The sequence below is a fragment of the Spirosoma oryzae genome (genome assembly GCF_003002825.1).
GTDB lineage: Bacteria > Bacteroidota > Bacteroidia > Cytophagales > Spirosomataceae > Spirosoma > Spirosoma oryzae.
The window spans coordinates 452145-478030 of record NZ_PVTE01000001.1 but is presented as its reverse complement, the minus strand read 5'-3'; the positions used below and the strand labels follow the sequence as shown (position 1 = coordinate 478030).

18 protein-coding genes are annotated in these 25886 nt (G+C 56.7%); 8 read left to right on the top strand and 10 right to left on the bottom strand.

What is annotated here, in order from left to right; translation table 11 throughout:
- The 3 genes from CLV58_RS27940 to CLV58_RS02085 all read right to left on the bottom strand — a co-directional run.
- On the bottom strand, positions 1-347 hold a 347-nt coding region (locus tag CLV58_RS27940), incomplete at its 3' end, for a hypothetical protein (protein ID WP_211300807.1).
- A gap of 160 nt (positions 348-507) precedes the next feature.
- Complete coding sequence (locus CLV58_RS02090) at positions 508-2409, bottom strand: hypothetical protein (protein WP_106136098.1); 1902 nt, start codon at positions 2407-2409, stop codon at positions 508-510.
- Entirely contained in the window at positions 2399-3007 is a 609-nt protein-coding gene (locus CLV58_RS02085) for an RNA polymerase sigma factor (protein WP_106136097.1), read from the bottom strand. Before CLV58_RS02085 ends, CLV58_RS02090 begins: the two co-directional genes overlap by 11 nt.
- 171 nt (positions 3008-3178) lie before the next feature.
- Between CLV58_RS02085 and CLV58_RS02080 the strand changes: the two genes are divergently transcribed.
- A complete protein-coding gene (locus tag CLV58_RS02080) occupies positions 3179-3826 on the top strand; it encodes a hypothetical protein (RefSeq protein WP_106136096.1) in 648 nt (215 codons plus the stop codon).
- Between the two features lie 90 nt (positions 3827-3916).
- Here CLV58_RS02080 and CLV58_RS02075 read toward each other — a convergent pair whose 3' ends face one another.
- Positions 3917-7021 carry an efflux RND transporter permease subunit gene (locus tag CLV58_RS02075; RefSeq protein WP_106136095.1) on the bottom strand — a complete coding sequence of 1035 codons (3105 nt, stop codon included), beginning with the start codon at positions 7019-7021 and terminating at the stop codon, positions 3917-3919.
- Between the two features lie 139 nt (positions 7022-7160).
- Positions 7161-8294, bottom strand: a complete 1134-nt coding sequence (locus tag CLV58_RS02070) for an efflux RND transporter periplasmic adaptor subunit (protein WP_106136094.1) — start codon at positions 8292-8294, stop codon at positions 7161-7163.
- 370 nt (positions 8295-8664) lie between these two features.
- Here CLV58_RS02070 and CLV58_RS02065 point away from each other — a divergent pair, with 370 nt between their 5' ends.
- From CLV58_RS02065 to CLV58_RS02055, 3 genes are read left to right on the top strand one after another with little or no spacing between them, the layout of a single operon-like run.
- Positions 8665-9672, top strand: coding sequence for an ABC transporter transmembrane domain-containing protein (locus CLV58_RS02065; protein ID WP_106136093.1), 1008 nt, complete (start codon positions 8665-8667; stop codon positions 9670-9672).
- 39 nt (positions 9673-9711) lie between these two features.
- Positions 9712-11064 (top strand): HlyD family secretion protein, encoded by a 1353-nt coding sequence (locus CLV58_RS02060; protein ID WP_106136092.1) that lies wholly within the window; start codon positions 9712-9714, stop codon positions 11062-11064.
- Complete coding sequence (locus CLV58_RS02055) at positions 11061-12521, top strand: TolC family protein (protein ID WP_106136091.1); 1461 nt, start codon at positions 11061-11063, stop codon at positions 12519-12521. The genes CLV58_RS02060 and CLV58_RS02055 overlap by 4 nt, the downstream gene beginning before the upstream one ends.
- Before the next feature lie 29 nt (positions 12522-12550).
- Here the strand turns inward: CLV58_RS02055 and CLV58_RS02050 are convergent, their stop codons facing one another.
- Positions 12551-13180, bottom strand: a complete 630-nt coding sequence (locus CLV58_RS02050) for an NUDIX hydrolase (protein ID WP_106136090.1) — start codon at positions 13178-13180, stop codon at positions 12551-12553.
- A 92-nt stretch (positions 13181-13272) separates the two neighbouring features.
- Complete coding sequence (locus CLV58_RS02045; protein WP_106136089.1) at positions 13273-14856, bottom strand: NAD(P)/FAD-dependent oxidoreductase; 1584 nt, start codon at positions 14854-14856, stop codon at positions 13273-13275.
- Between the two features lie 157 nt (positions 14857-15013).
- Here CLV58_RS02045 and CLV58_RS02040 point away from each other — a divergent pair, with 157 nt between their 5' ends.
- Positions 15014-16039: a hypothetical protein gene (locus tag CLV58_RS02040; RefSeq protein ID WP_106136088.1), complete on the top strand. Its 1026-nt coding sequence runs from the start codon at positions 15014-15016 to the stop codon at positions 16037-16039.
- Here CLV58_RS02040 and CLV58_RS02035 read toward each other — a convergent pair.
- Positions 16036-19581 carry a response regulator gene (locus CLV58_RS02035; RefSeq protein WP_106136087.1) on the bottom strand — a complete coding sequence of 1182 codons (3546 nt, stop codon included), beginning with the start codon at positions 19579-19581 and terminating at the stop codon, positions 16036-16038. The two genes, CLV58_RS02040 and CLV58_RS02035, sit on opposite strands and share 4 nt — an antisense overlap.
- A gap of 183 nt (positions 19582-19764) precedes the next feature.
- On the opposite strand from CLV58_RS02035, the gene CLV58_RS02030 reads away from it, so the two are divergent.
- The 3 genes from CLV58_RS02030 (at position 19765) to CLV58_RS02020 (ending at position 22572) form a co-directional block, all read left to right on the top strand.
- On the top strand, positions 19765-20979 hold the full coding sequence (locus CLV58_RS02030; protein ID WP_106136086.1) for an acyl-CoA dehydrogenase family protein: 1215 nt from the start codon (positions 19765-19767) through the stop codon (positions 20977-20979).
- 87 nt (positions 20980-21066) lie between these two features.
- Complete coding sequence (locus tag CLV58_RS02025; protein WP_106136085.1) at positions 21067-22203, top strand: TlpA disulfide reductase family protein; 1137 nt, start codon at positions 21067-21069, stop codon at positions 22201-22203.
- Between the two features lie 69 nt (positions 22204-22272).
- Positions 22273-22572 (top strand): GNAT family N-acetyltransferase, encoded by a 300-nt coding sequence (locus CLV58_RS02020; protein ID WP_106136084.1) that lies wholly within the window; start codon positions 22273-22275, stop codon positions 22570-22572.
- A gap of 65 nt (positions 22573-22637) precedes the next feature.
- On the opposite strand, the gene CLV58_RS02015 is transcribed toward CLV58_RS02020, so the two are convergent.
- Positions 22638-23066 carry a response regulator gene (locus tag CLV58_RS02015; RefSeq protein WP_106136083.1) on the bottom strand — a complete coding sequence of 143 codons (429 nt, stop codon included), beginning with the start codon at positions 23064-23066 and terminating at the stop codon, positions 22638-22640.
- Positions 23067-23297: 231 nt separating this feature from the next.
- Positions 23298-25631 (bottom strand): transcription termination factor Rho, encoded by a 2334-nt coding sequence (gene rho / locus CLV58_RS02010; protein ID WP_106136082.1) that lies wholly within the window; start codon positions 25629-25631, stop codon positions 23298-23300.
- Between the last annotated feature and the right edge of the window lie 255 nt (positions 25632-25886).

The following is a 25886-nucleotide window of genomic DNA, read 5'->3' as shown; positions in this document are numbered from 1 at the left end:
GAGTCGGCCAACAAGACGTCCCGTAGTAGGTCGTGGCGGGCTTGCAAGTGTTCACAGAGACAATCGATCAAGGGCTCAAAATGCCAGCCGATCTGGTTAAGTCGATAGCTAACAGCCTGGTAAGACGGTAATTTGGGGAACCAGCCTTCCCAATGCTCGGTGATATAGTCGTAGGTCTGACGCAGGGTGGATCGTTGCTTGATGAGACCGAAGAGATAGATCGTCATCAGTTCCTGATCGGTAAAGGCTGGGCAGCAATTATTGCTCAGTCGTTGGTAATGCAGGGCTGAATGCGTAGCATAGTACCGGGCTGGCGTACCAGCGGCAAACGTAGTCGTAGAGGGCAATGAGTTGTAGTTCGGGGCCGCCCGTGCGGTAGCATTCTACAAAATTACCCACTACGCTACGGTTGCTGTTTTCTACTTTTGATTCACATTTTTAGGTCTGGTTATCAGCCAGTAAAAACGGGAACCTGTGGCAGGTTCCCGTTTTTGCTGGTACGAGTCGTCAGAACTGGAAGAAAGCCCGTGCCCGTATCCCGCCAGATAGCGTGCTGACCCAGTCCGGATCGGGTTGTGAGGTGATGCTCAGTACCGGCCCCGCCTGAACACCCCAGTGCTTTTTGCGCCATTCGATGTTTGCACCAAGGGTCATGTTGTTGAAGACCGATACGCTCCGGGTTTCGCAGAAGTCTTTTTTGCCCAGTTCAGGGCCATTGCCCGCTGGAGGGAACACGGGGAATAACGGTTTCTGCTGAAGGATGTAAGAGCCCTGTTCCTGACTCTTCAGATTCAGGTTCGTTCCCAGCGTCGGTGTCAGGGCAATGGATGAACTGATCGGTAGCCGATAACCAACCGTAATCGGCATAATCAGCCGGACAGTTTCCAGCCTGATGTCGAAAATGTCATGCCGGTTCGGTGCGCCCAAAGCGGGATACTGTCGGCGAAACTCTTTCAGGTTGCTGTTTACCTTTCTGAAATCGTCTTCGTCCCGGAAGGTGCCATTGTCGAATGAGGCCCGGCTCAGGCCAACGCTGAACGTCAGGTGTTTACCGATGAGCGCTTCGACAAAACCACCGGCGCTCCACAGCTTCCCGTAGAGATCACCCCCCGGCCCGACGCGTAGCTTTATAAGAGACGGAAGAGACTGCTGCGCCGGTTTGGTAGAAACATCTTTCGCCTGACCGGATTTGCCGGATTGGGCTACGCTTGCTCCACCAACGACGACCGTACGGGCAGGTCGCATTCGTCGGCTTCGCTGCATGAGTCGTTGTTCCCAAGCTACCTGTCCCAACTGTACCGGCTGTATCTGAATCGGTTCCGCCTGAATCGTGACAGATCCACTGGTTTCGCCACTTGCTGGCACATTGCCAGCCGCCCGGTCTGTTGCGGATTCATACGATTCAATCTGGGTAGTAGGTCGGTTTGTGCCGACTGCTGCACCGTTGCCGGTTGCCGCATACGAATCGACAGCGCCAGCGTTACGAACGACGCCGTCGTTCAGGTTGCCCTTCGTACGATTGCGCTCGCGACGAGTGCTGGTACCTGCCTTGTCGGCAACAGGCCGGGTTCGGTCCGGGCGTGACAGGGCTGACTGCCCGGTTACTACGGCCGGCTGGTCGTTGGCGTTGACTGTGGGCTCATCGGTGGCTGGCTTTGCCGTACCGGCTTCGTTTGGCTGATCGGTCTTTGTCAACTGTTCGCCTGATGCTCCGCTCTGATCAGTCGATTGGTTCCCGGCACCGGCTTTTGGGGTTGACGCCATACGGGTATCACCAGACGGATCGGCTTGCGAAGAATGTCGATCCAATACCGTCGGGCGACTGACAGGTGCCGTCGGCGATTCAGGTTCAGTGGCCATCCGCTGGCCCGTTTCAGGATCAGCCGTGCGGGCTAGTCGCTCTGTTCGTTGTTGGGCATTACCTGGTACGCGGATGTAGCGATCGACGTAGACCGTATCCCGAATTACCGTTGGCGACGGTTGTTGCGCATTCGTCGACCTTTCAGGAACAATCATGCCGGGCGTGGTGACGCCCGGCGTCGCCACGCCGGGTAAGCCTGTCGGCCGGTCCGTGCGATTCGCCATCGGCGTGTCGGTGGTAATGACACGGGCCGAATCAGCCTGTGTAGGAGTGGGTTGACTCACGGCCTGAGTCGAGTTACGTAGACGGTTTAATTCATAGGTCTGGTACAGGGTAGTCCCTAAAAACAGTACAGTTCCAGCGGCACCGGCTACGATGAGCCGGGCGGCCTGTCCCGAAAAAACGCGGGGGCGCGGGGGCAGCGCGTTGGGGAGCGGACCCGCCTGTTTCAGCATGGCCTGCATTTTCGTCCAGTCCCGTTCGGAAAAGTCGGGGCGGATACTGTCCAGCTTTCGCCGGATACTATCGGCAAATCGGTCAGTTTTCATAGTAACGCATAGGGCCGTCGGGGCCGGAGTTGTTGTGAAGAAGAGCGGCTTCCTTGATGAGAACCTGTAATTTTTGGCGGGCGCGGGCAAAGTTCGACCGAACGGTAGCTTCGTTGTGCGACAGCAGTCCGGCGATTTCGTGGAGCGTATACCCGTCGACCACGTGCATCATGAACACGGTGCGGTACGTAGGAGAAAGTTGCTGAACGAGCGCCAGAATTTCGTCGGCTGCCATCCGGTCAACGATATTGTCGTCGAACGCTACCTGCTCACCTGATTCGAGGTCGCTATGCTGGTCGTAGCGCTGATTCCGTCGGTAATGACTGATAGCGGTGTTGACCAGAATCGTGCGCAGCCACGCTTTGAATGGCTGCGAGTCGTCGTAGCGATCCAGGTGCTGAAATACTTTCAGGAATCCCTCGTTCAGCACATCTTCGGCTTCTTCCCGGCTCGATGTGTAGCGCAGGCAGATGCTTTTCGCATAGCCGAAGAACTGTTTGAACAGGGTACGCTGCGCCCGTGGATCGCCGGTGCGGCAGGCCTGGATAACGCTGGGGAGGTCAGCTTCCGAGAACGACGGCGATTTTCTGAACAGCAAGGCCCGTGGTAGTTAAAATAGAACTTGGCATAGAGTCTATGCCGGTACGCGCATGCGTCACGAACCGTTGCATAAAGCAACAAAAGAAAGCATCTATTTCTTACGATTCGCTGCCACGTTTGAAAACAGCCGTACGTAACGAGTATAGAAGACGGTTTAGTCCACTGCACGATGAAAATACTGGTAATTGGTGATCAGCACACGACGGGTTATGGCCTGCCAGCCGGGCAGATAGGGTTTGTCGGGCACTTTGTTCGGCAGATCAGCCGGGCGGGGCAGGCGGTTACGGCCGAAACGCACCCCAGCACCCGCCTGACTGACGTACAGGCGTTACTGAGCCAGTTGCCGCTGGAGAATTACGATCTGATTATCTGGCAATGTGGCGAAGGATGTTGGCCAGGACCAGCCAAGCCAACGGGCCGACTGGCAGCTGTCGGAACGTGGATTCGACAGCGATTTTTTTTCGGGTCGGCAGGCGCTGTTGGTGTGCCGGAGAATACGGTTGAGCTGATGGCCGTGCTACAACGTCTGCGCCCACACCGCCACAAAGTGCTCATCATGACACCAGCCCCCACACCGAACCGATACCTGTATCCATGGTGTGAGCAGGGACGGCAGGTGTTGTTACGCCAGGGGCAACAACAGGACTTCAGTGTATTCGATACCAGCCGTCACGTCCGCCCGACGCCGGAGTACTTTCTCGATCGTCTGCCTGCCTTCATGAATGCCGTTGCGCACGAACTCGTTGGCCGCGCCCTGTTTGATTTCTACCAGGCTACCCCAACGATTGTCGCCATCCGGTCGGTGAGAAAGAATTGACGGTATTCGGTTTACAGTTTTCGGTGTACGTTCGGGTAGTCCTGTCCATAACGCCGTATGCCGTAAACCGAAAACTATAAGCCTTGAACCCTAAACTACCACCTCCCGGTGCTGGGTAGGTTCTGAGACGGGTTTTTCCGGCTCGACATCCTTGCGCCGGCTCATGTAGGTGTAAATCACCGGTACGACATAGAGCGTCAGCACCAGCGAGAACAGTAATCCGCCAACGATAACGATCCCGAGCGGAACGCGGCTTTTCGACGCGGCACCCAGTGCAAGGGCTAGGGGGAGGGCACCGAAGGCCGCCACCAGGGTCGTCATCAGAATGGGACGCAGGCGCAACGCGGCCGATTCGACGGCGGCCTCGAATTTATTCTTGCCCGTCAGCCGCTGTTCGTTGGCAAATTCCACGATCAGAATCCCGTTTTTCGTCACCAGCCCGACCAGCATGATGATACCAATCTGGCTAAAGATGTTCAGCGTCTGATTGAACATCCAAAGTGAGAACACTGCGCCAGCCAGCGCCAGCGGTACGGTAATCATGATGATGAGCGGATCGATAAACGAATCGAACTGGGCGGCCAGAATCAGGTATACCAGAACGAGGGCGAGTCCGAAAGCAAATAACGTGTTCGATGAACTCTCGGCGTAGTCGCGCGATGGGCCCGACAGAGCCGTCTGAAAACTCTGATCGAGGACCCGGGCCGCAATAGCGTTCATCGCAGCCACGCCATCACCAATCGTTTTACCGGGAGCCAGACTGGCCGATACCGTTGCCGACTTGAAGCGGTTATAGTGGTACACCTGCGGAGGGCTACTGACCTCCTGAAACTTCACCAGGTTGTCGAGCTGAATCAGTTCGCCCTGATTCGAGCGGACGTAAAACGATTGAAGCTTATCTGGCGCGTCGCGATCCCGTCGGTCGACCTGCCCGATTACCTGGTATTGCTTGCCATTCATCAGGAAGTAGGCCAGCCGGCGGTTACTGAGTGCGAGTTGCAGCGTCTGCGCGACGTCCTGTACCGAGATGCCCAGATTGGTTGCTTTTTCCCGGTCGATACTGATGTTCAGCTCGGGCTTGTTGAATTTCAGATCGACGTCGGAGTTCTGGAACGTCGGGTCTTTGGCCACTTCGTCGAGGAACAGCGGCAATTTCTGCCGCAGCTTGTCGAAGTTCAGATTTTGCAACACAAACTGAACCGGTAACCCACCGCCCCGGCCCACCTGAATCGTTTGATCCTGCGTGGCGAACATGCGCGCTTCGCTGAATTTTTTCAGGTTTTTGGTGATGTAATCGACAATGTCCTGCTGCGAACGGGTCCGCTCGGTTGGTTCAGACAGGTTGACGATGACAAATGACGAGTTGACGGCCCCTGCGCCCGAGAAACCGGGAGCTACCACGCTGAATGCCAGCCGTGTTTCGGGGATCGAATCGAGCACAAACTGCATGACCCGGTCGGTAACGTTGGCCTGCGATTCGTAGCTCGTTCCTTCCGGCGAGGTAATGGCGATACGGGTGCGACTGCGATCTTCCAGGGGGGCCAGCTCCGATTTGAGCAATGAACCCAGCCCTACGATCAGCAACAGACAGGCGGCAATCATAACGAATGCCCAGCCCCGCTTTTTCATGAACGTATCGAGCGACTGCCGGTAGCTGTCGTCCAGCCATTGAAAAAACGGCTCCGTTTTCTGGTAGAACCACGACCGTTTGCTGTGATCTTTAGCGGTCATCTTCACGCTGAGCACCGGCGTCAGCGTCAGCGACACGAAGGCCGAAATCAGGACGGCCCCGGCTACGACGATCCCGAATTCTCGGAACAGCCGACCCACGAAACCTTCCAGGAAAATGATGGGCAGGAACACGACCGCCAGCGTAATCGACGTAGCCAGCACGGCGAAGAAAATCTCGTTGGAGCCTTCCTTGGCCGCCTGCTGGGTGTCCATGCCCTGCTCGATTTTCTTGTAGATATTTTCCGTAACGACGATACCGTCGTCGACCACGAGTCCCGTTGCCAGTACGATACCCAGTAGGGTTAACACGTTGATACTGAAGTCGGCAACGTACATGATAAAGAACGCGCCGATCAGCGAAACGGGAATGTCGATCAGCGGGCGGAAGGCGATCAGCCAGTCGCGGAAGAACAGGTAAATGACCAGTACGACCAGTACAAACGACAGGAGCAGCGTTTCGCCCACTTCTTCGATGGCCCGCCGGATAAACGTACTGCGGTCGATACCGATGCTGACGATGATGTCTTTGGGCAGGTCTTTTTTCAGCGCGTCGAACCGCTTGTAGAACTCGTCGGCGATGCTGACGTAGTTGGCACCCGGTTGCGGAATCAGTACCAGGATAACCCCCACCGCCCCGTTCTGCTTCGAAATGGTTTCTTCGTTTTCGGCACCCAGCGTCGCGTAGCCTACGTCCTTGAACCGAACGATCTGGTTAGCCGTCTGGCGCAGAATCAGGTTATTGAAATCCTCTTCCGTCGTCAGGCGGCCAACGGCTTTTACCGTAAGCTCAGTCGTGTTACCGTACACTTTACCACTGGGTAGCTCGACGTTCTGCGCGTTCAAAGCCGCCTGAATATCCTGCGAGGTCAGGCGGTAGGCCGACAGTTTGATCGGGTCGATCCAGAGTCGCATGGCCTGCCGTTTCAGCCCGTAGATATTCGCCTGACTGACGCCCGGAATCGTTTGTAATCGTTCCTGAAGCACGTTTTCCGCGTAGTCCGACAACTGCGTCGGGTTGCGGGTCGTGCTCTGTACGGTCATGAAAATGATGGGGTCCGAGTTGGCATCGGCTTTGGTGACGACCGGCGGGGCGTCGATGTCCTGGGGGAGCTGCCGCTGGGCCTGAGCTACCTTGTCGCGCACGTCGTTGGCCGCCCGTTCCAGATCGACGTCGAGGTTGAATTCAACGGTGATCGTGCTGGCACCGAGCGCACTGTTCGAGGAAATCGTGCGGATACCTTCGACACTGTTCAGCGACTTCTCGATAGGCTCGGTAATCTGCGACTCCACGATATCGGGGTTGGCCCCCGTGTAATTCGTACGTACCGTAATTACCGGCGGGTCGATGGCCGGGTATTCGCGGACGCCCAGAAACGTAAAGCCAATAACCCCGAACAGCACGATGACGATCGACATCACCATGGCCAGTACGGGGCGGTTCAGACTTAGTTCGGGTAAACTCATGGCTTTGTTGAGTTGTCTATTTTTGTAGTTGTAAAGTTGTAGAGTTATTAAGTTATATAGTTGCCGGCGTCAGCGAGGAAGCGTCAGTCCCGGCGGGGACCGCAACTTTACAACTCTATAACTTTTCAACTATAAAACGTTACTTAGTTGCCACTTTAGGGCCCGCATCCGGCAGCGTGATCGTCTTGCCAACCTTAACCGGGGCGTCGGGTTTGAGGAACAGCAAACCTGTCGTTGCCACCGTATCGCCCGCCGTCAGGCCCGACAGCACCTGAATCGAGCCCGGCGTACGCAGCCCCGTCACAATATCTTTAAACTGGGCCTTCCCGCCTTTGATAACGACAACCTGATTGGTTCGTGTTTGCGGAATGACGGCCTGGGTTGGTACGACCAGCGCATTGTTGGTCTGTACCGTCAGGGTCACGCGGGCGAATGTTCCCGGCCGAAACCGACTCGACGCATTTGCCACCCGTGCCCGTATACGCAGGTTGCGGGTCTGCTCTTCCACGCCCGGCTCAATGGCATAGACGATACCCTGACTGGGGGTGTTGCTGCCGTCGACCTGAAACGTAATGGATGAACCTGACTTAACGGACGGGCCGTACTTTTCTGGAATCGAGAAGTCGAGTTTGAGCGACGATACCTGCTGCAACCGGGCAATCAGTGTGTTGGGCGATACGAGGGCACCGGCACTGACGTTTCGCAAGCCGATGACGCCCGAAAACGGAGCCCGAATCTCGGTCCGCTGTAAATTTGCCTTCACCAGATCGATGTCGGCCAGCGACGAGCGCAGGTTGGTGGTGACAATGTCGTATTCCTGCTGGCTGATACCACCCCGCTCCAGCAGTTGCTTGTTTCGTTCTTCGGTGCGCCGGGCGTTGTCGGCCTGGGCCTGTAGCTTTTGAAGCTGCGCCCGCAAATCTGCGTCGAACAGTTTTACCAGCAGTTGCCCTTTCGATACGGGCTGGCCTTCCTGAATGTTTAGTTGTGTAATCCGGGCCGATATTTCGGGGTAGATGTCTACCTGCTCAGCGGCCAGCAGCGAGCCACTCGTAATGACGTTCTCCTTGATGTCCTGCGCCCGTACGACGTACGCAACGACGGCGGGAGCCGGACCTTTACCGGCGCTTCCGTCTTTGCTTGCTGCGCCCTTCTTCTCCCCACCACCCCCACCACCAGGAGCGGAGCCGGGAGCCGGATGCAGGACTTTATTGTAGACGATAATCCCGCCGAGTACTAACACGACGAGGCCGATAGCAATCCATCTTTTCACAGAAACAACGTTGCAAGGGGAGGAACGAATACGAAACGAAACGGTTTGGGCGTTTGCGGCCCATCTGCAAAACTAGACGCCCGGCCTGTCATAACAACGTACGGGTGCGGGAGAATCGCCGATTTTTCGACGGAATCGCCGTTTTTTTTAGCCGAATCGCCTGAAATCTTGTTTAAGTAAAAAGATTTCAGCCCGGCATAGACAAGTGAAAATCAGGCTCGATTGGCTGTCTAAAAGCAATCAATCCGCTGTATATACCCTACTAAAGGAAACCATCAAGCAATAATTAGGGTTAAAAATTGGTTAAAAATAATACGGTGATGTAGTTTTGATGCATCACCAATTACCAAACAGGTTCCACAATACACACATGGCTGTTACTGCTACGGTCGAGCCACAACCAACACCCACCCAACGGCTCATCCGGTTGTTATCCACCGAAAAACAGGATATCGTTTACGTTTATCTGTACGCCATCGTAGCCGGGCTTATTAGTCTGTCACTACCGCTGGGAACGCAGGCCGTCTTTACGCTGGTCTCAAGCGGAACGGTCTTCAGTTCCATTTACGTCCTGATCGGTCTGGTCATCTTCGGTATCATCGTGTCGGGCTTGTTGCTGATTGCCCAGCACACGCTGGTCGAGATTCTACAGCAGCGGGTCTTCGCCAAAGCGGCTCTCGAATACACTTATCGCCTGCCCCGCATCGATTCAGAAGCGTTGAAGCAGTACTACCCGCCCGAGCTGATGAATCGGTTCTTCGACGTGCTGACGATTCAGAAAGCAATGCCCAAACTGCTGGTCGATCTCACCACCGCCGGGGTACAGATTATATTCGGATTGCTGCTGCTGATTGCCTATCACCCCATTTTCATTGCCTTTGCCATTTTCGTCGTGCTGGCAGTATGGCTCATTACCAAAATTTTTGCGCCGAGCGGTATCGAGACTAGTCTGGCCGAGTCGAAATACAAGTATAAGGTGGTTGCGCTGCTGGAAAAGATGGCGGCCGACCTGCCCGAAGAAACCGTTATTCCCGACGATCAGAAGGAGTCGATGGGACACATGGACGAACTGGTGGCGTCCTATGTGGCCAAGCGGCAGGCGCATTTCAGCGTCATCAAGAAATTCATGTACAGTGGGGTTGCGTTTAAAGTCATCGTTGTCGGTGGACTGCTGATTATGGGAACCTCGCTGGTGGTTAGCCGGCAGATGTCGCTAGGGCAGTTTGTCGCTTCTGAGCTTGTCATTGTCATCATCACGGGGGCGGTCGATAAGTTTCTGACCGGGATCGAGACCATCTTCGATACGCTGGCCGGCGTCGAAAAGGTAGCCAACGTGACCGATCTGCCACTGGCGATTGCTCCCGAACACGCTGAATAAGTACGTACCAATCGCTGATAGAAGCTACCGCACATACCTATGCTAAACATATCTAACGATCGGATTGACACGGACGATCTGGACCGTTACCCGCTTAAAACTTTACAGGAGTTACCCCATCCGGACAGTGCCCGCCGACTGGGTCGCTGGATGACTTTTTTCCTGATCGTCGGTATTATCGTGATGTTTCTGCCCTGGCGGCAAAATATCACCGGTACCGGAAAGATTACGGCGCTGACCCCCAAGGATCGGCCCCAAACCGTTCAGAATGCGGTAGCCGGCCGGATCGAACGCTGGCTGGTCAAGGACGGTGACTACGTGAAGAAAGGCGATACGCTGCTGGTTATTTCCGACATCAAAGACGAATATTTTGACCCCAACCTGCCACAGCGACTCGACGAGCAGCTGGCCGCAAAAATAGGCTCGCAAGACGCGTACGAAGCCAAAATCACAGCGTTGGATGGTCAGATTGCGGCCCTTGATGCAGGTGTTAAAGTAAGTCTGGAGGCCGCCCGGAACCGGGTAAAACAGGCGCAGTATAAACTCGACTCCGACATTGCCGATCTGCGGGCCGCTCAGCGAAACTACCAGATTGCGCTCGACCGGATTGCCCGGTATGAAAAAGCCTATCAGGATGGGTTGATTTCGCTGACCGATCTGGAAACGCGCCGTCGGACGGTACAGCAGGAGAATGCACTCGTCGTGACCGAGCAAAACGTGGTAGCTACCTCACGGCAGGCCCTGCTGAACGCCCGGCTTGACCTCGGCACCATCGAAGCGAAATACCGGGAAGATCTGGCAAAAGCAAAGTCAGACCGCAGTTCGGCCGTGTCGAGCCGCACGCAGACGGAGGGCGAAATCGCTCAGCTTCGGAACAAGATCACGAACGTCGATATCCGGCGTGACCGGTACGTCGTGCGGGCCCCGCAGAATGGTTATGTCGTACAGCCCGCCAAAACGGGTATTGGTGAAACCATCAAGGAAGGCGAACCCATCGCGACCCTACAGCCCGACCGGCCCCAACTGGCGGTTGAACTCTACGTTCGGGCGATGGATGTACCGCTGATTCAGCACGGGCGGATCGTACGGCTTCAGTTCGACGGCTGGCCTGCCATTCAGTTTTCGGGCTGGCCGAGTGTCGCCGTTGGTACATTTGCTGGTAAAGTAGCGGTTATCGATGCGGTCAGCAGTACGAACGGGACGTACCGGCTGCTGATAACGCCAACGACACAAGCTGGTGACCAGCCCTGGCCCGAGCAGTTGCGGATCGGGTCAGGTGTGTATGGCTGGGTGATGCTCGATGATGTGCCGATCTGGTACGAACTGTGGCGAATGTTGAACGGATTCCCGCCTAGTCTACAGGCAGAGCCGGAGAAAGGGGTGAAGCTATGAGTCGGCTGGCGCTAACACGCAGGCATCTGACAGCCTGGCTGGTGGGGGTGATCGCTGTAGCACCGCTGCTGACTAACGGACAGGCACCGACTCGTACGATCGACACGACGATGTTTCCGGCGCAGACGTTTTACGAGATCATCCGGCAGAATCACCCCATTATCCGGCAGGCGGGCTTGTTCGGCGAAGAAGCCCGGCAGGTGCTCATGCAGGCGCGGGGTGCGTTCGACCCCAAACTGGTGACGCACTACGACCGGAAGGAGTTCGGTAATGATCTGTACTACGATCACTGGCAGAACAAACTGGCGGTGCCTATCTGGCCGGGTGGTATTGACCTGAACATCTCCTATGATCGGAATGACCCGCGTGGCCGCTACATCAACCCTGAAGAACGCACACCGCCAACCGGTCTGACGGGCGTTGGCCTAAGCCTGCCCATTGGTAAAACGATGCTCATCGATGCCCGGCGTAATGCTGTCCGGCAGGCCCGGCTGGCGCAGACGATGGCCGAAGCTGACCGACTCTCACTGGTCAACAAGACGCTGTACGACGCGGCTAAAAGCTACTGGGACTGGTTTCTGGCGCACCGGCAGCGGGTGCTGCTGACCGAAGGGTTCGAACTGGCGAACACCCGATTTGTAGCGCTGCGGACGCAGGCACTGCTGGGCGAAATCGCGACGATCGATACTACGGAAGCGCTCATTACGGTGCAGGATCGGCTAGTGCAACAGCAGCAGGCTGTACTCGATGAGCGGAACGCCCGGTTGCGGGTCAATACGTTTTTGTGGAACCCTGAGGGACAGCCGACCGAACTGCCTGAACAGACGATTCCCCAGTTGACTTCACCCCTGATTCCGGCGGATACACTGTTGCAGCCCCTGCTGGCACAGGCAGCGCAGCAACACCCCGAACTGCTGAAACTCGATACGAAGATCGGACAACTAACCCTGGAAGAACGCTGGCGGCAGGCGCTGGTACAACCGCAGATTGCGCTTAGTGCCAGCCTGTTGAGTCAGACGCCGTCTGTCGATGAGCGGTACGACTGGAGTAGCTACTATGCCTTCCGGCCGCAAAACTACAAGGTGGGACTTGACGTTGTCTTTCCGCTGTTTCTTCGGAAAGAGCGGGGGAAACTGCGGGAGGTGCAGTTGAAAAATCAGCAGACAGCACTCGAACGGCAGCAGACCGGTCGTGACGTCATGAACGGCGTACAGTCGGCTTACAATCAGTTACAGATATTGGCCCGGCAAGTGGTCATACAGCAGCAGACCATACAAAACCAGACTATTCTGGTACGGGGTGAGCAGGCGAAATTCGAACTGGGGGAGAGTTCGTTGTTTTTGATAAACTCCCGCGAAAGTAAACTGATCGACCTGCGTATCAAGGGTGAAGAACTAAAAGCGAAGTACCAGAAAGCCGTAGCCCAGCTGTACTATGCCGCTGGTGGCGCGTTGTAGCGTCTATAATGCTGGTAATACTGCGTACCTTACCCGTCCAGTACTACCAGCAACTCGCTGATCATCATGGCGGTAGCGCCCCAGACGCGGTGCCCCTGGATCTGGTAAAACGGCGCATCGACCGTCATGCCCCGTACTTCGATTTTACTGTCACCAACGATCGTTTCGTCCAGCAGGGTATCGAGGTCGACTTCGACGATGTCTTCTACTTCGCGCGGGTCGGGGTAAAAGTCGGGGCGATACGGCAGGATGCCGACCACGGGCTGTACGTAGAAATTACTGGGCGGAATAAATAACTCCGTGAGCAGTCCCAGCACTTTAACGTCGGACACCCGAATGCCAACTTCTTCCTGGGCTTCCCGAAGCGCCGTGCGGGTCAGGTTTTCGTCGAAACGCTCCATGCGCCCGCCCGGAAACGCCATTTGTCCGGCGTGTACACCGTCGTATTGCGGGCGTAGAATCAGCGGCAGATAGATCGAATGCTGATACGGGTAAAAGCACAACAACACCGCCGACCGCCGGGTACGCTCGTTCGGCTTGATACCCAGCCGGGTACGAGCCGACGACGCCATTTTCCGGTGTGCTGCCTCGCCGGGCAGGGGCTGCTGGAGCCGCTGCCGCAAACGTTCGCTGAAAACCTGGAAACTGGTGTCGATCATGGTGTCGGTTAATGGTAGTTGGTTTTCAGTTTTCGGTACACGGTTTTCGATCGCAAGACAAACCGTAAACCGTGTGCCGAAAACCGTAAACCTTACTTATATAGCTTAACTAATTCCTCGGCGCAACGTTCACCGTCCATCGCTGCTGAAACGATTCCCCCGGCATAACCGGCCCCTTCGCCACACGGAAACAACCGTCGAACGGCCACGTGTTCGCAGGTGTCGCGGTCGCGCGGAATCCGGACGGGGGACGACGTACGGCTTTCGACGCCGATGATCTGTCCGTCGTTGCTCAGGTAACCCCGCATCTTGCGACCAAAGTCACGCAGGCCCTGTTGCAGCGGCTGGGCAATGTGATCGGGCAACACCTCGTACATGTCGACCGACCGTAAGCCCGGCTGGTAGGACGTCGGCAACAGGCTGGCCGACACCCGTCCGTCGACAAAATCGGCCACGCGCTGCGCCGGAGCGATCTGATCCTGCCCCGGATCGCCCGCGCTACCGACTCGGCAGGCCCAGCGTTCGAGATCCTGTTGCAGGGCCAGACCCGCCAGCGGACCTTCGTCGGCATACGGTTTCAGATCGGTATCGGTGATGGCAACGACCAGGCCTGAATTGGCAAACTTCGAGTCGCGCCGGGAAGGCGACATGCCGTTGACGACCAACTCACCGGGGGCTGTCGCTGCCGGAACGATAAAACCGCCCGGACACATACAAAACGAGAAAACGCCCCGATCTACCCGGTTGAACCGCGTTTGGGTCACCAGACTGTACGACGCTGCGGGTAGATAATCTCCCCGGTCGGGCCGGTGGTATTGAAACCGGTCGATGAGTTGTTGCTGATGCTCAATGCGTACGCCCATGGCAAAAGGCTTCGCTTCGATGCGGACGTTGCGGTCGTGGAGCAGGTGAAAAATATCCCGCGCCGAATGACCCGTCGCCAGAATAACGCCGATGCCGTGCAGGGCTTCGCCGTTTGCCAGCACGACGCCTTTCAACTCGCCCTGTTCCAGAATCAGGTCGGTGACTTTCGTGTCGAAACGAACCTCGCCACCGGCCTGCCGGATCGATTCGCGCAGGTCGGCCACGACGTTGGGGAGTTTGTTGGTGCCGATGTGCGGATGGGCGTCGACCAGAATCTGCTCGGTGGCCCCGTGTGCGACGAAGATTTCCAGAATCCGGCGGACGTCGCCCCGTTTGGTAGAACGGGTGTACAGTTTACCGTCGGAATACGTACCGGCCCCGCCTTCGCCGAAGCAGTAGTTCGACTCCGGGTTGACGATATGGTCTTTGTTGATCGCTGCCAGGTCCCGTCGGCGGGCGCGTACGTCGCTGCCCCGTTCGAGCACGATGGGTTTGATGCCCAGTTCGATCAGGCGCAGCGCAGCGAACAGACCCGCCGGACCCGCACCCACAACGATGGCCTGGGGGGCATGGGTAACGTCCTGCCGGGGCTTCTGATAGCGAATAAGCGGGGGCGGGGTTTCACCGATAAATACCTCGGTATCGACCTGTACCCGAACCTGCCGGTTGCGGGCATCGATGGATTGCCGTTTTTTACGAACCACAACCGGTTCGTCGGCCGGGAGCCGTAACTGTCGGCTGATATGGTCCCGAAACTGATCGTCGTCGAGCGCCAGTTCCGGCGGAAGCGTAAGTGTGAGTTGATGAATCATACAAAAGGCGGGTGGTTATCCCGCAGCGAGTAAGGCAAATTAAGCCTTTTATCGCAACGATGGTAGCGTTGTTTGGGTTCAGTGGACAAGTATCCGTACGACGTAGGCAAAACAGGCCCCTTTACCAGCGACGCTGCGTCGGTCAACCCGTGTCCATATGGCCATCATTTCGAAAAAGAAAAAACCCTTTCCCATCAGCGACGGCCTGCGTACGTACCTGCGCGACTACGATCGGGAAACGCCGACCAGTATTTCGTATGCCGATCTGAAACGGGCCGATACGTCGTTTGCCGTGCTGGACCGCAATGGGCGCGACACGCTCTGGGAAACGATGCTGTACCCGCCTTCCGAGCTGAACGACATTCACCTGGCACTCCGGACGATCTACGCCTATCTGAAATCGGACGGCGACCTGAACGTGACCAGTCACCTGCGCATCGACCGGGTCGATCTGTGCACCTACGGCAACACCATGCCGTTTCGGGTACGTATCGTCAACCAGGTCAACGATAATTTCGATTACTTCTACGTCAAAAACGCGGATGCCTCGCGGATTTACGGCCTGGAACTGGAAGATATTCTCTCACCCAATCAGGTGAGTTACCTGACGAGTGGGGAAACGCTCGTCGAGGAACATATCGTGGGTATTCCGGGCGACGTATTCCTGGAAAACCGGCTGACCGATCCGGATCTGAATCCGATCCGGCTGTGCAAGGAATTCGTCAAATTCAACGAACGCTGCTTTCTCCGCTTGCTGGGCGACATGCACTCGGCCAATTTCGTGGTCGACGTGACGCCCGATTTTGAAGAAATGTACTACCGTATCCGGGCTATCGACTTCGACCAGCAATGTTACGAAGGCAAAAAGTCGGTGTACATGCCACAGTATTTCCGGCAAAACAACGCGCTGATCGAACTGGGGGTGCGGTACATGACGCCGGAAAGCGTGCGGCAGTATCAGGTCGAGGAGCGGGCGCAGATTGCCAGCCGGATTCGGATCGAGCACGCCCGGCTGACTAATCTGCTGACCCTGATGCGCCGGGAAACGCTGTCGTCGCCCGACCGCATCGCCCAGCTACGTCACGAACTGAACCGCCATTACCGCAGCGACCGCTTTTCGCCCTGCCAGACTATGGGCGAACTCCTCGAAGAAAGCCTGAGCTGGCTGGTGAGCGCTCACTAGATCAGGGTTTGCAGAAGTTCGATCTCTGCCTGGAGTTCCGATTCCAGTTCAACAATCCGGGCTTCGCCCTCACCGGCACTGGCCAGTTGCTCAACCTCACTCGCCAGTGTCGCCAGGATGCCGAAGCTTAGGTTGAGCGCACTGCCTTTTAGTTTGTGCGCCACGGCCTTTACCTCGGTCCAGTCGCGCCGGGTCCGGTGGTGGTGCAGTTCGGCCGGAAAGCCGGCCAGGTAGTCGTTGACTTCGCTCAGCAGTTCAGTCATAAAGGCCTTGTCGCCACCGACGCGCGCGCGAAGCTCTTCTTCATCAAAATGGGCAGTCATCGATAGGGTAGCGATTGGTTGGTTGGGCATGGGTGGGGCAGGGACTACTGGTTCCGGTGCGGGTAACCACTGGTGCAAAATACGGGCAATGGTGTCTTTTACGACGGGTTTGGTAATATAATCGTTCATCCCTGCGTTCAGGCAACGCTCCCGTTCTGACTTCATAATGCCTGCCGTCAGCGCAATGATCGGTACGGTCTGACCGGCGTCGAGCGCCCGAATGGCGGCCGTTGCCTCGTAGCCGTTCATCTCCGGCATCTGAATATCCATCAGAATCAGATCGGGTTTCGAGCGGATAAACACGTCGACGCCTTCCCGGCCATTTTGTGCCGTCAGCAGATTGATAGTGGGCGAAACGCTGCGCAGGATGGCACTGGCCAGCATCATGTTGACCGAATTGTCTTCGACAATCAGTACCGTCTGTTCGCCGACCAGTGGCGTCGCTGGCGCAACGGGGGCTGATAGCGGGATCGGTAGCGACTGCGGTTGATGGATCTGAGCGAGTGCCTGAAAAAACGGCTGAATTTTGATTGGCTTGATCAAATGCTGCTGTACCGACAGCGTGTGGCAAACGGCTTCCACGTACGCGTCGTCGGCGGAGCTGCCCAGCAGGATAATCGGTAACTGATCGGCCGAATAGTTGAGCGTGCGCCGAATCTGGCGGATCGTTTCGATTCCGTCCATGTACGGCATGTGGTAATCCATCAGAACCAGGTCGTAAACAGGGCCCCGCTTCAGTTTCTCCAGGGCGTCGATGCCGTTACTGGACTGGTCCGACGCAATTCCCTTCAGGTTCAGCATGTTCTGGACGATCAGCCGGTTGGTAGCGTTGTCGTCGACGATCAGCACCCGGTCGAGACCGGTGATAATCGCGCAGTCGAGCGGCTCGCCCGGCTCGGCCCGGAACAGTACGTCGAAGAAAAAGGTACTGCCTTGATTTTCAACGCTCGTCAGTTGTAGGTGACTACCCATCAGACTCAGCAACTTGTTGGAGATGGTTAGTCCCAGCCCCGTGCCGCCGAAACGTCGGGTCGTCGATGAGTCGGCCTGCGCGAAGGCGTCGAAAATCTTCTGCTGATGTTGCGGAGCAATGCCAATCCCGCTGTCCTGCACTTCGAACCGGAAAGCGATCTGATCGGCAGTAGGGCCAGGCCGCACGTCGACGCGCAGTTCGATTTCGCCGTATTCGGTAAACTTGACCGCGTTACCCAGCAGGTTGACCAGAATCTGCCGCAGCCGGACCGGGTCGGTCCAGATGTAGCGCGGTACGTCGGGGGCAATGTTCAGCAGCATTTCCAGTCCCTTCTGGTGCGCCTGGTACTTGATCATGTCCGCTACCTGACTGCCGATGTCGTAGAGGTCTGTTTTTTCGATCGACAGGTCGAGCTTGCCTGCTTCAATTTTTGAGAAGTCGAGGATGTCGCTGATTACGTCGAGCAGGGAGTTGGCCGAGTGGTACACCGTCGACATATATTCCTGCTGTAGAGGGTCGAGCTGGGTGCGCATGAGCAGGTCCGTAAAACCGATTACCCCGTTGAGTGGCGTACGGATTTCGTGGCTCATATTCGCCAGAAACTCCGACTTCGACCGGCTGGCTTCTTCGGCATGCTGCCGCGCCCGGATTAGCTCGGTTTCGCTGTGCTTGCGGGCGGTAACATCCTGAAAATAACCGTGCCAGAGCGTACTGTCGGCCAGTTGTTCGGGTACGGAATCGGCATGAATCCAGCGCTCCCCCTGCCGGGGTAGCACGACCCGGAAGTCGGCATTCCAGTTGGTAAGCGTCGTGCGCGAGAGTCGGGAGGTCTCTATCAGAGCCGGCATATCCTCTGGATGAATGCGCGACAATAGGGTTTCGGCGACTGTATCGGTGGCGTTCAGGTCGAGTTCGAACAACTCCGTCGCACCGGTCGACAGGTAGGGGAAGGCGATATGGCCATCGTCGAACGACTGAAACAGATACAAACAGCCCGGCACCCGATCCGAAAGCTTGCGGAGCATATCCGCCGATTCCTGCGCCAGTCGCTGCGTACGTTTCTGCTCGTCAATATCCTGAAACGTGCCTATCAGCGCCACACACTGTCCGTCGACAAACTTACCCTGGCCGACGGCCCGCACCCACAGTTCCCTGCCTGTGTAGGTGCTGATCTGCAAATCGAGCGCGTACGGGGTGCCCTGTTCGATGCAGGTGGCAACGGCTTTGGTAATCGTATCCCGGCTGTGACCTTCCTTGTAAAAATTAATGGCCGTCTCCAGCGTGGGTACGTAGTCGTCGGGTACTTCGTGGATTTCCCGGGTGATGCGGGAGAAGTAGATATCCTGTGTTTGCAGGTTCAACTCCCAGCCGCCCACTCGGGCAACCTGGTTGGTCCGTTCCAGCATGTCGGAGGTGCGCTGGAGTTCGAGTTCGGCCTGCTTGCGCGCGGTGATGTCGAGACTGATACCCAACAGGCCGGCCGGCTTTCCCTGCTCGTCGTAGAGCGGAATTTTAGAACTTAAAAACCAGCAACTGTCGTGGCCATGCCGGGCGTTCAGCGTTTCCTGACCAAGCATCGGTATGCCACTGTTCATCACCAGCTGATCTTCCAGAATCGACTGGCGGGCCGACTCCGCCGGATAAAGCTCATAATCGCTCTTGCCGATGATGTCGCGGGCACTGGTGGCACCCATGTACATGTACTCCGCCCGGTTGACAAACAGCTTTCTGGATTCCGTATCCTTTATGTAGATAAGAATCGGCAGGCTGTCCATGATGGTCCGGAGCAGCGAATTGCTCGTGACCGTGTGGAGCAGCGAATCCAGGGGGGCGGTGGGCAGCGCGGGCGTATCCGCACCGGCAGGCTGGGCCGACTGGCTGGTGGGCAGGCAGGTACAGGCCGTCAGTCGGCGGGCCGACCCATCGGGGCCACTGAGCAGTCGCGTCCGGGTACGTACGGTCACCCGATGGCCGGCCTGGTGGGTAACCTGATGAACGGCTTCGCGCTCCGACTGCGTGGCCAGCGCCGTGTCCGTAGCCAGTAGCGACGCCAGTAAGCCGGGGGGCAAAGCGGTAGCATACCCCAGGGCAGTCCAGAACGCCGGACTAACGTAGGCATATGCCGAATCGGCCGGATTGTCGTAGATAAATCCGTGCAGCCCGTAGCGTTGACTGAAATCGAAAAGGGAAATATCCCCGCTCAGAAGTGTAACAAACTCCTGCTTAACCGCGCCCGTCGTTATCAATGTGTAGTAGTGCGTTATGGATGGCTTACCTGTAAAACCACCGTTTTAGTAGGCTATTTAGGGGCTGTACAAATATTGTGCAACTCGCCAATTGTGCCGTAAAATAGCCCGGCGGTTAGTGGGTATTGCCGAAAAAAGCGTATATCGCTTAACATCTGATGACCCTACCTGGTTGACGTGTTTATGCAAGCTCAGACCCCTTCTGCCACTACGGTGCGCGGCAAAACCGACCTGTTTGACGCCCCTGATTTTTACTGCCTTGACGACTTGCTAACGGCCGAGCACAAACTGGTTCGGTCGGCGGTGCGCGATTTTGTCAAGCGTGAAATGACCCCTATCGTCGAGGAGTACGCCCAACGTTGTGAATTTCCCCGGCAGCTCGTACCAAAGTTTGGCCAGATCGGTGTGTTCGGTGCGACCATTCCCGTTGAATATGGCGGTGGTGGACTCGACCAGATTTCCTACGGACTGATGACGCAGGAAATCGAACGGGGCGATTCGGGGATGCGTTCCTGCGTATCGGTACAAAGCTCGCTGGTGATGTACCCGATCTGGGCATTCGGGTCGGAAGACCAGAAGCGCAGATACCTGCCCGATCTGGCGAAAGGTAAATTGCTGGGCTGTTTCGGCCTGACGGAGCCGAACCACGGCTCTGACCCCGGCAGCCTGGAAACCAACTTTATTGAACGCAGCGATTACTACGTGCTGAACGGATCGAAGCTGTGGATTACCAACGCCCCCCTGGCCGACATTGCCATCATATGGGCGCGCAACGAGCAGGGTAAAATCCGGGCGTTGATCGTTCCCTGCGACAGCGACGGCGTTACCGTTGGCGATATTCCGAATAAATGGTCGTTACGGGCCAGCAGCACGGGGCAGCTTTCGTTTCAGGATGTGCGGGTACCCAAGGAAAACCTGCTGCCCGAAGCCTACGGGCTGAAAAGTGCGCTCAGGTGTCTCGATCAGGCCCGCTACGGCATTGCCTGGGGATCGCTGGGCGTAGCGATGGAATGTTACGAGGTCGCCCGGCGCTATGCCCTGGAACGGGTGCAGTTTCGCAAGCCGATCGCCAGTTTTCAGCTCGTTCAGAAAAAGCTGGCCGAAATGCTGACGGATATCACCCAGGCGCAGCTACTCTGCTGGCGGCTGGGGACCCTTAAAAACGAAGACAAGGCAACGACGGCCCAGATCTCGATGGCCAAGCGCAACAACGTGGAAATCGCCCAGCGGGTGGCGCGGGAAGCCCGGCAGATTCTGGGCGGCATGGGCATCGTCGGTGACTATCCGATCATGCGGCATCTGATGAACCTTGAATCCGTCAGCACCTACGAAGGCACACACGACATCCACCTGCTGATTCTGGGGAGCGAAATCACCGGAATACCGGCGTACAAGTAACGAAACAGGGTAAAGATAGGGGCGGGTGCGCCAGGTGTCCGGCCGAATCGCGTACTTGCCCGTCTAATCAGTAACCAAATAACGACCATGAAATTTCAGTCAACCGTACTGCTGCTTGCTTGTCCACTGCTTGTATGGGCACAAAACGGCTCATATACGGTGAACGGCAAACTAAACGGGGTGTCGGCACCGGCCAAGGCCTACCTGCGGTATGGGGCCGGACCGGCCATGAAACTGGATTCGAGCCAGATTCAGAACGGTACCTTCTCGTTCAAGGGAACCGTCGACAAACCAACGCAGGCAACCATCCTGATCGATCGGGTGGGTACAGGGTTCAGTAACCGGCGGCCTACCGCGTCGGAGATGATCTACCTGGAGCCCGGTACCATCATGATCACCAGCCCGGACTCGCTCGACAATGCCGTCCTGAGTGGTACACCCTTAAACACCGATTACCAGAAACTGCGTGTGGCGCTGAAGCCGTCGATAAAAAAAATGGCGCTGCTCATGAGCGATTACCAGAAAGCTACTCCGCAGCAGCGGACTGACAAAACGTTCCGCGAATCGCTCGACAATCAATACGAGGTAATCGAAGCCGAGCAACGGCAGGTGCGGGCTGATTTCATCAAGGCTAACCCCAACTCCCCCGTTAGCTTGTACGCCTTGCAACGCTACGGGGGCTATGCACCGGACTATGCCGACCTGAAGCCGAAATTCGATGGTTTGTCAGAAGCAGTCCGTACCAGTGCCGACGGGCAGGCATACGCGAAAACGCTGACGACACTGAAAGCAACGTCGGTCGGTGCGATAGCCCCTGATTTTACGCAGGCCGATACGCTGGGTAAAGCGGTTTCGCTGCGTGATTTCCGGGGAAAATACGTGCTGGTTGATTTCTGGGCGAGCTGGTGCGGTCCCTGCCGACAGGAAAACCCCAACGTTGTGAAAGCCTACAATCAGTACAAAGACAAAAACTTTACCGTACTGGGCGTATCGCTTGACCGGCCGGGGGCAAAAGATGCCTGGATCAATGCCATTCACAAGGATAACCTGACCTGGACGCAGGTGTCGGACCTGAAATTCTGGGACAACGAGGTAGCGCGGCAGTATGGTATCCGTTCGATTCCGCAGAACTTCCTGATCGGTCCCGACGGAACGATTGTCGCCAAAAATATACGGGGTGAAGCGCTCAGCAAGAAAATAGCCGAAGTAACGGGCGGCAACTAAACCGATTGGTACGGGTTATTCAGTACACGGATCATCCGTCCCGATTTTCGTACACAACGTTACCAACAAATGAGCACAACAGCCCTCACTAAAAACGAGTCGACGCGCCGGTTCGAACTGACCGTGGACGACAAGCCCGCCTTTATCGTCTACGAGCCCCTGGGCGACTCGGTCCTGGCGCTTACGCACACCGAAGTCGATCCGGCCCTGGAAGGCAAGGGTGTAGGCTCGAAACTGGTTGAAGAAACGCTACAGTATATCGACAACCAAGGTATGCGAATTGTACCGACCTGCCCGTTCGTGAGTGCGTACATCAAACGCCACCCCGACTGGAAACGGTTGCTGGCCGACGATAACGCAGTTTTTTAAGTAAGGCCAGTCGCACACCGTATCCGTCACAGCCCTGAGCAAGTCAGTTGCTCAGGGCTGTGACGTTAGCATTGACTTGCGTTGTTTGTGTCGGCATCCTGCCGGGCGATGGCTACTCCCCGGTCAATGATCAACCGCAACTGACTGTAGCTGGGCGGCTTGACCAGGTAGTCGTCTGCGCCTAGCCTGGCCGTTCGCTGCCGATCGCGCATATCATCGGATGTGGTCAGGACCACGACTGGAATCGTCTGCCACGCATTATTTTCCTTGATGACCTTAAGCGTGGCAAAGCCATCCATACGCGGCATGTTCAGATCCAGCAGGATCAGATTGGGGTAAGCGCCGGTAGTTGTTTGGGTTAAGCGGTCAATGATGCCTACACCATCCGTAAATTCGTCAATTCGGCAGGGGGTAGTATGCTGTTGGAAGGCCTGCCGCAACAATAGACGGTCGTCTTCGTCGTCGTCAACCAGGTAGATCAATAGGTCATTCATTGTTGGATAAGTTCGGTGAGTAGGGTGTCTCTCAAGGAGACAAGGGGACTGGAGCAGGCCAAACGGCCAGGCTGTAAAAGTACGTACAGTTGTATGGTATACCGGTCAATCAGAAACGTAGATGACGGACATTTCGTATGTAATTTGTTGAATTGATCTTGGAAAAATAGTATAAAAAAACCGGGAAAGCGCCTGTCTTTCCCGGTTTTTTTATGCTTGTTGCTACGGCTTCTAGCGATTCATCGAGATCAGGAATTCTTCGTTGCTGCGCGTGCCTTTCATACGTTCCAGCAGGAAATCCATGCTTTCCATCGAATTCATGTCGGCCATGTGTTTCCGCAGAATCCAGACGCGTTGCAGGGTTTCTTTATCCAGCAGCAGATCTTCCCGGCGAGTACCCGACGCTAGTACGTCGACGGCTGGGTAAACGCGTTTGTTGGCCAGTTTGCGATCGAGCTGCAACTCCATGTTGCCCGTTCCTTTGAATTCTTCGAAGATCACTTCGTCCATCTTCGAACCGGTATCGATGAGCGCCGTGGCAATGATGGTCAGCGAGCCGCCGTTCTCGACGTTGCGGGCTGCGCCGAAGAACCGCTTGGGCCGGTGCAGGGCGTTGGCGTCGACACCACCCGACAGAATTTTACCGGACGACGGGACAACGGTGTTGTACGCGCGCGCCAACCGGGTAATCGAATCGAGGAGGATAACGACGTCATGGCCGCACTCGACCATGCGTTTGGCTTTTTCCAGTACCATGCTCGATACTTTCACGTGCCGGTCCGCCTGCTCATCGAATGTAGAGGAAATAACTTCGGCGTTGACACTCCGCGCCATATCGGTCACCTCTTCGGGCCGCTCATCGATCAGCAGTACGATCAGGTACACCTCCGGGTGGTTGCGGGTGATGGCGTTGGCAATTTCCTTCAGCAGCACCGTTTTACCCGTTTTGGGCTGCGCGACGATCATGCCTCGCTGGCCTTTCCCAATGGGTGCGAACAGATCGAGCACGCGCGACGAATAGTTTTCGGGCTTGTTGCTCAGGTGCAGCTGCTCTTCCGGAAAGAGCGGAGTCAGGTATTCGAACGGAATCCGGTCGCGGATTTCCTCCGTCGTCTTACCGTTGACGGTCGTGATGCGCAGCAGGGCAAAATACTTCTCTCCTTCCTTGGGCGGACGAATCGCGCCCTGTACCGTATCGCCCGTCTTCAGACCAAACAGTTTGATCTGCGAAGGCGACACGTAAATATCGTCCGGACTGGCGAGATAGTTGTAATCGGCCGAGCGCAGGAATCCATAGCCACCGTCGGACATGATTTCCAGTACGCCCTGATTTTCGATGATTCCATCGAACTCCCGAATGTGCTGGTTATACTGCCGCCGGATGCGGTTCTGGTATTCCTGGGCCTCCCGGGATAACTGGGGTGCCGCTGGCTGAGCGGCCGTGCTGGCTGCGTCGGTTGGTTGATCCGCCTGTATGGGCTGCGCGGGTTGTTCGGCTCCATTCGCGGGCGTATCGTTCTGGGCCGGGGTGGCCTGCTGCTGATTGCCGGCGGTGTCCGCGCTGACGACTGTTGGGGTCAGGAAATCGTCCTCGGTCTGGGTGTTGAGTCGATTTGCCGACTCGTCGGTGACGGCCCGTTGCGTACGGGGCCGCTGATCGCGGTCGCGCCGGGCGAACGTGTCGCGTTGCTGCGTGTTGTCGCGCTGCTGCGTCGCATCCCGGTTGTCGCGGTTATCCCGCTGCGTATTGTCGCGCTGATCGCGGTCGCGGGGGTACCCGCCGGTAGCGTCCTGCCGAAACCGGTTGTTGTCGCGCCCGTCCCGTCCGTTACCCGATTCCCGTCCATTGCCAGCTGGTGATTGCTGACCATCCGTTCGTTGGTTACGCTGCCGGTTCTGGTTTTGATCGTTCCGCGTCGACGAATCGCGATTGACTTCATACCGCTGCCGGTTCGGATTCGACGGATTCTGATTACCTGCTCGATTGTCGACTCGGTTTGTGGGCGCAGTAGCTGGTGCCGTCGGTTGCTCAGTCTGAGCCGGTTGCGCGTCTTCCGGAAATGTGCCTGGCTTCGTTTCGACAGCCGCTGCATCCACCGTAGCAGTCATGCCGTCTTCCGGTGTCGGTGCCGGATTGTCCGACGCATCAGCGTCGCGCCGTATACGTTGCCGGGTTCGGACGGTTGGCTCGCCTTCGCCGGTTGGCGTCACGGCGGGTGTTGATGGCGCTTCGGCAACGGCTACCGGTGCTGTTTCTGCGATGGTCGGCTCCGGTGCCGGCTGGGGCGTGGCTACTTCCACAGCGGCAGTGGAAGCAGCGGTTGTGGGAGCCGCGCCCGCATCGGTAGTCGAGACTGGTTTTTTTCGGCTTCGTTTAGCCGGTGTCGTAGCCGGTTCAGCGGGGGCAGCTTCGGATGCTGCTGCTGGGTTAACCGACTGTTGGTCAAGGATTTTGTTAACTAGTTCTTTCTTCGGAAGCTTGGTGGCGTCGCGAATGCCAACTTCATCGGCAATGCCGCGAAGCTCAGAAACCAGCTTCATCGTCAAGTCGTCAATGGTATACATACAGTGCTAGGAGCAGTAAATCGTACAGAGGTGCGGTCGCACGGCGGTAGAATGAATGAAAAGGTCGAACCGGATTCGGTAAAAGAGCGGGTAAAAACAGCGAACTGACCGCATACCTGTAACAGGCAATCAGCAGCCGACATGCCCAACCACTCGCTGAGAGTCAGGTGCGTACGCAGGGGAAACGGGTCAAAGTGAAAATGTGATTTGTCTGATCCGAATATGAAAGGCTAGTGCAGCCAGACACGGACGTTG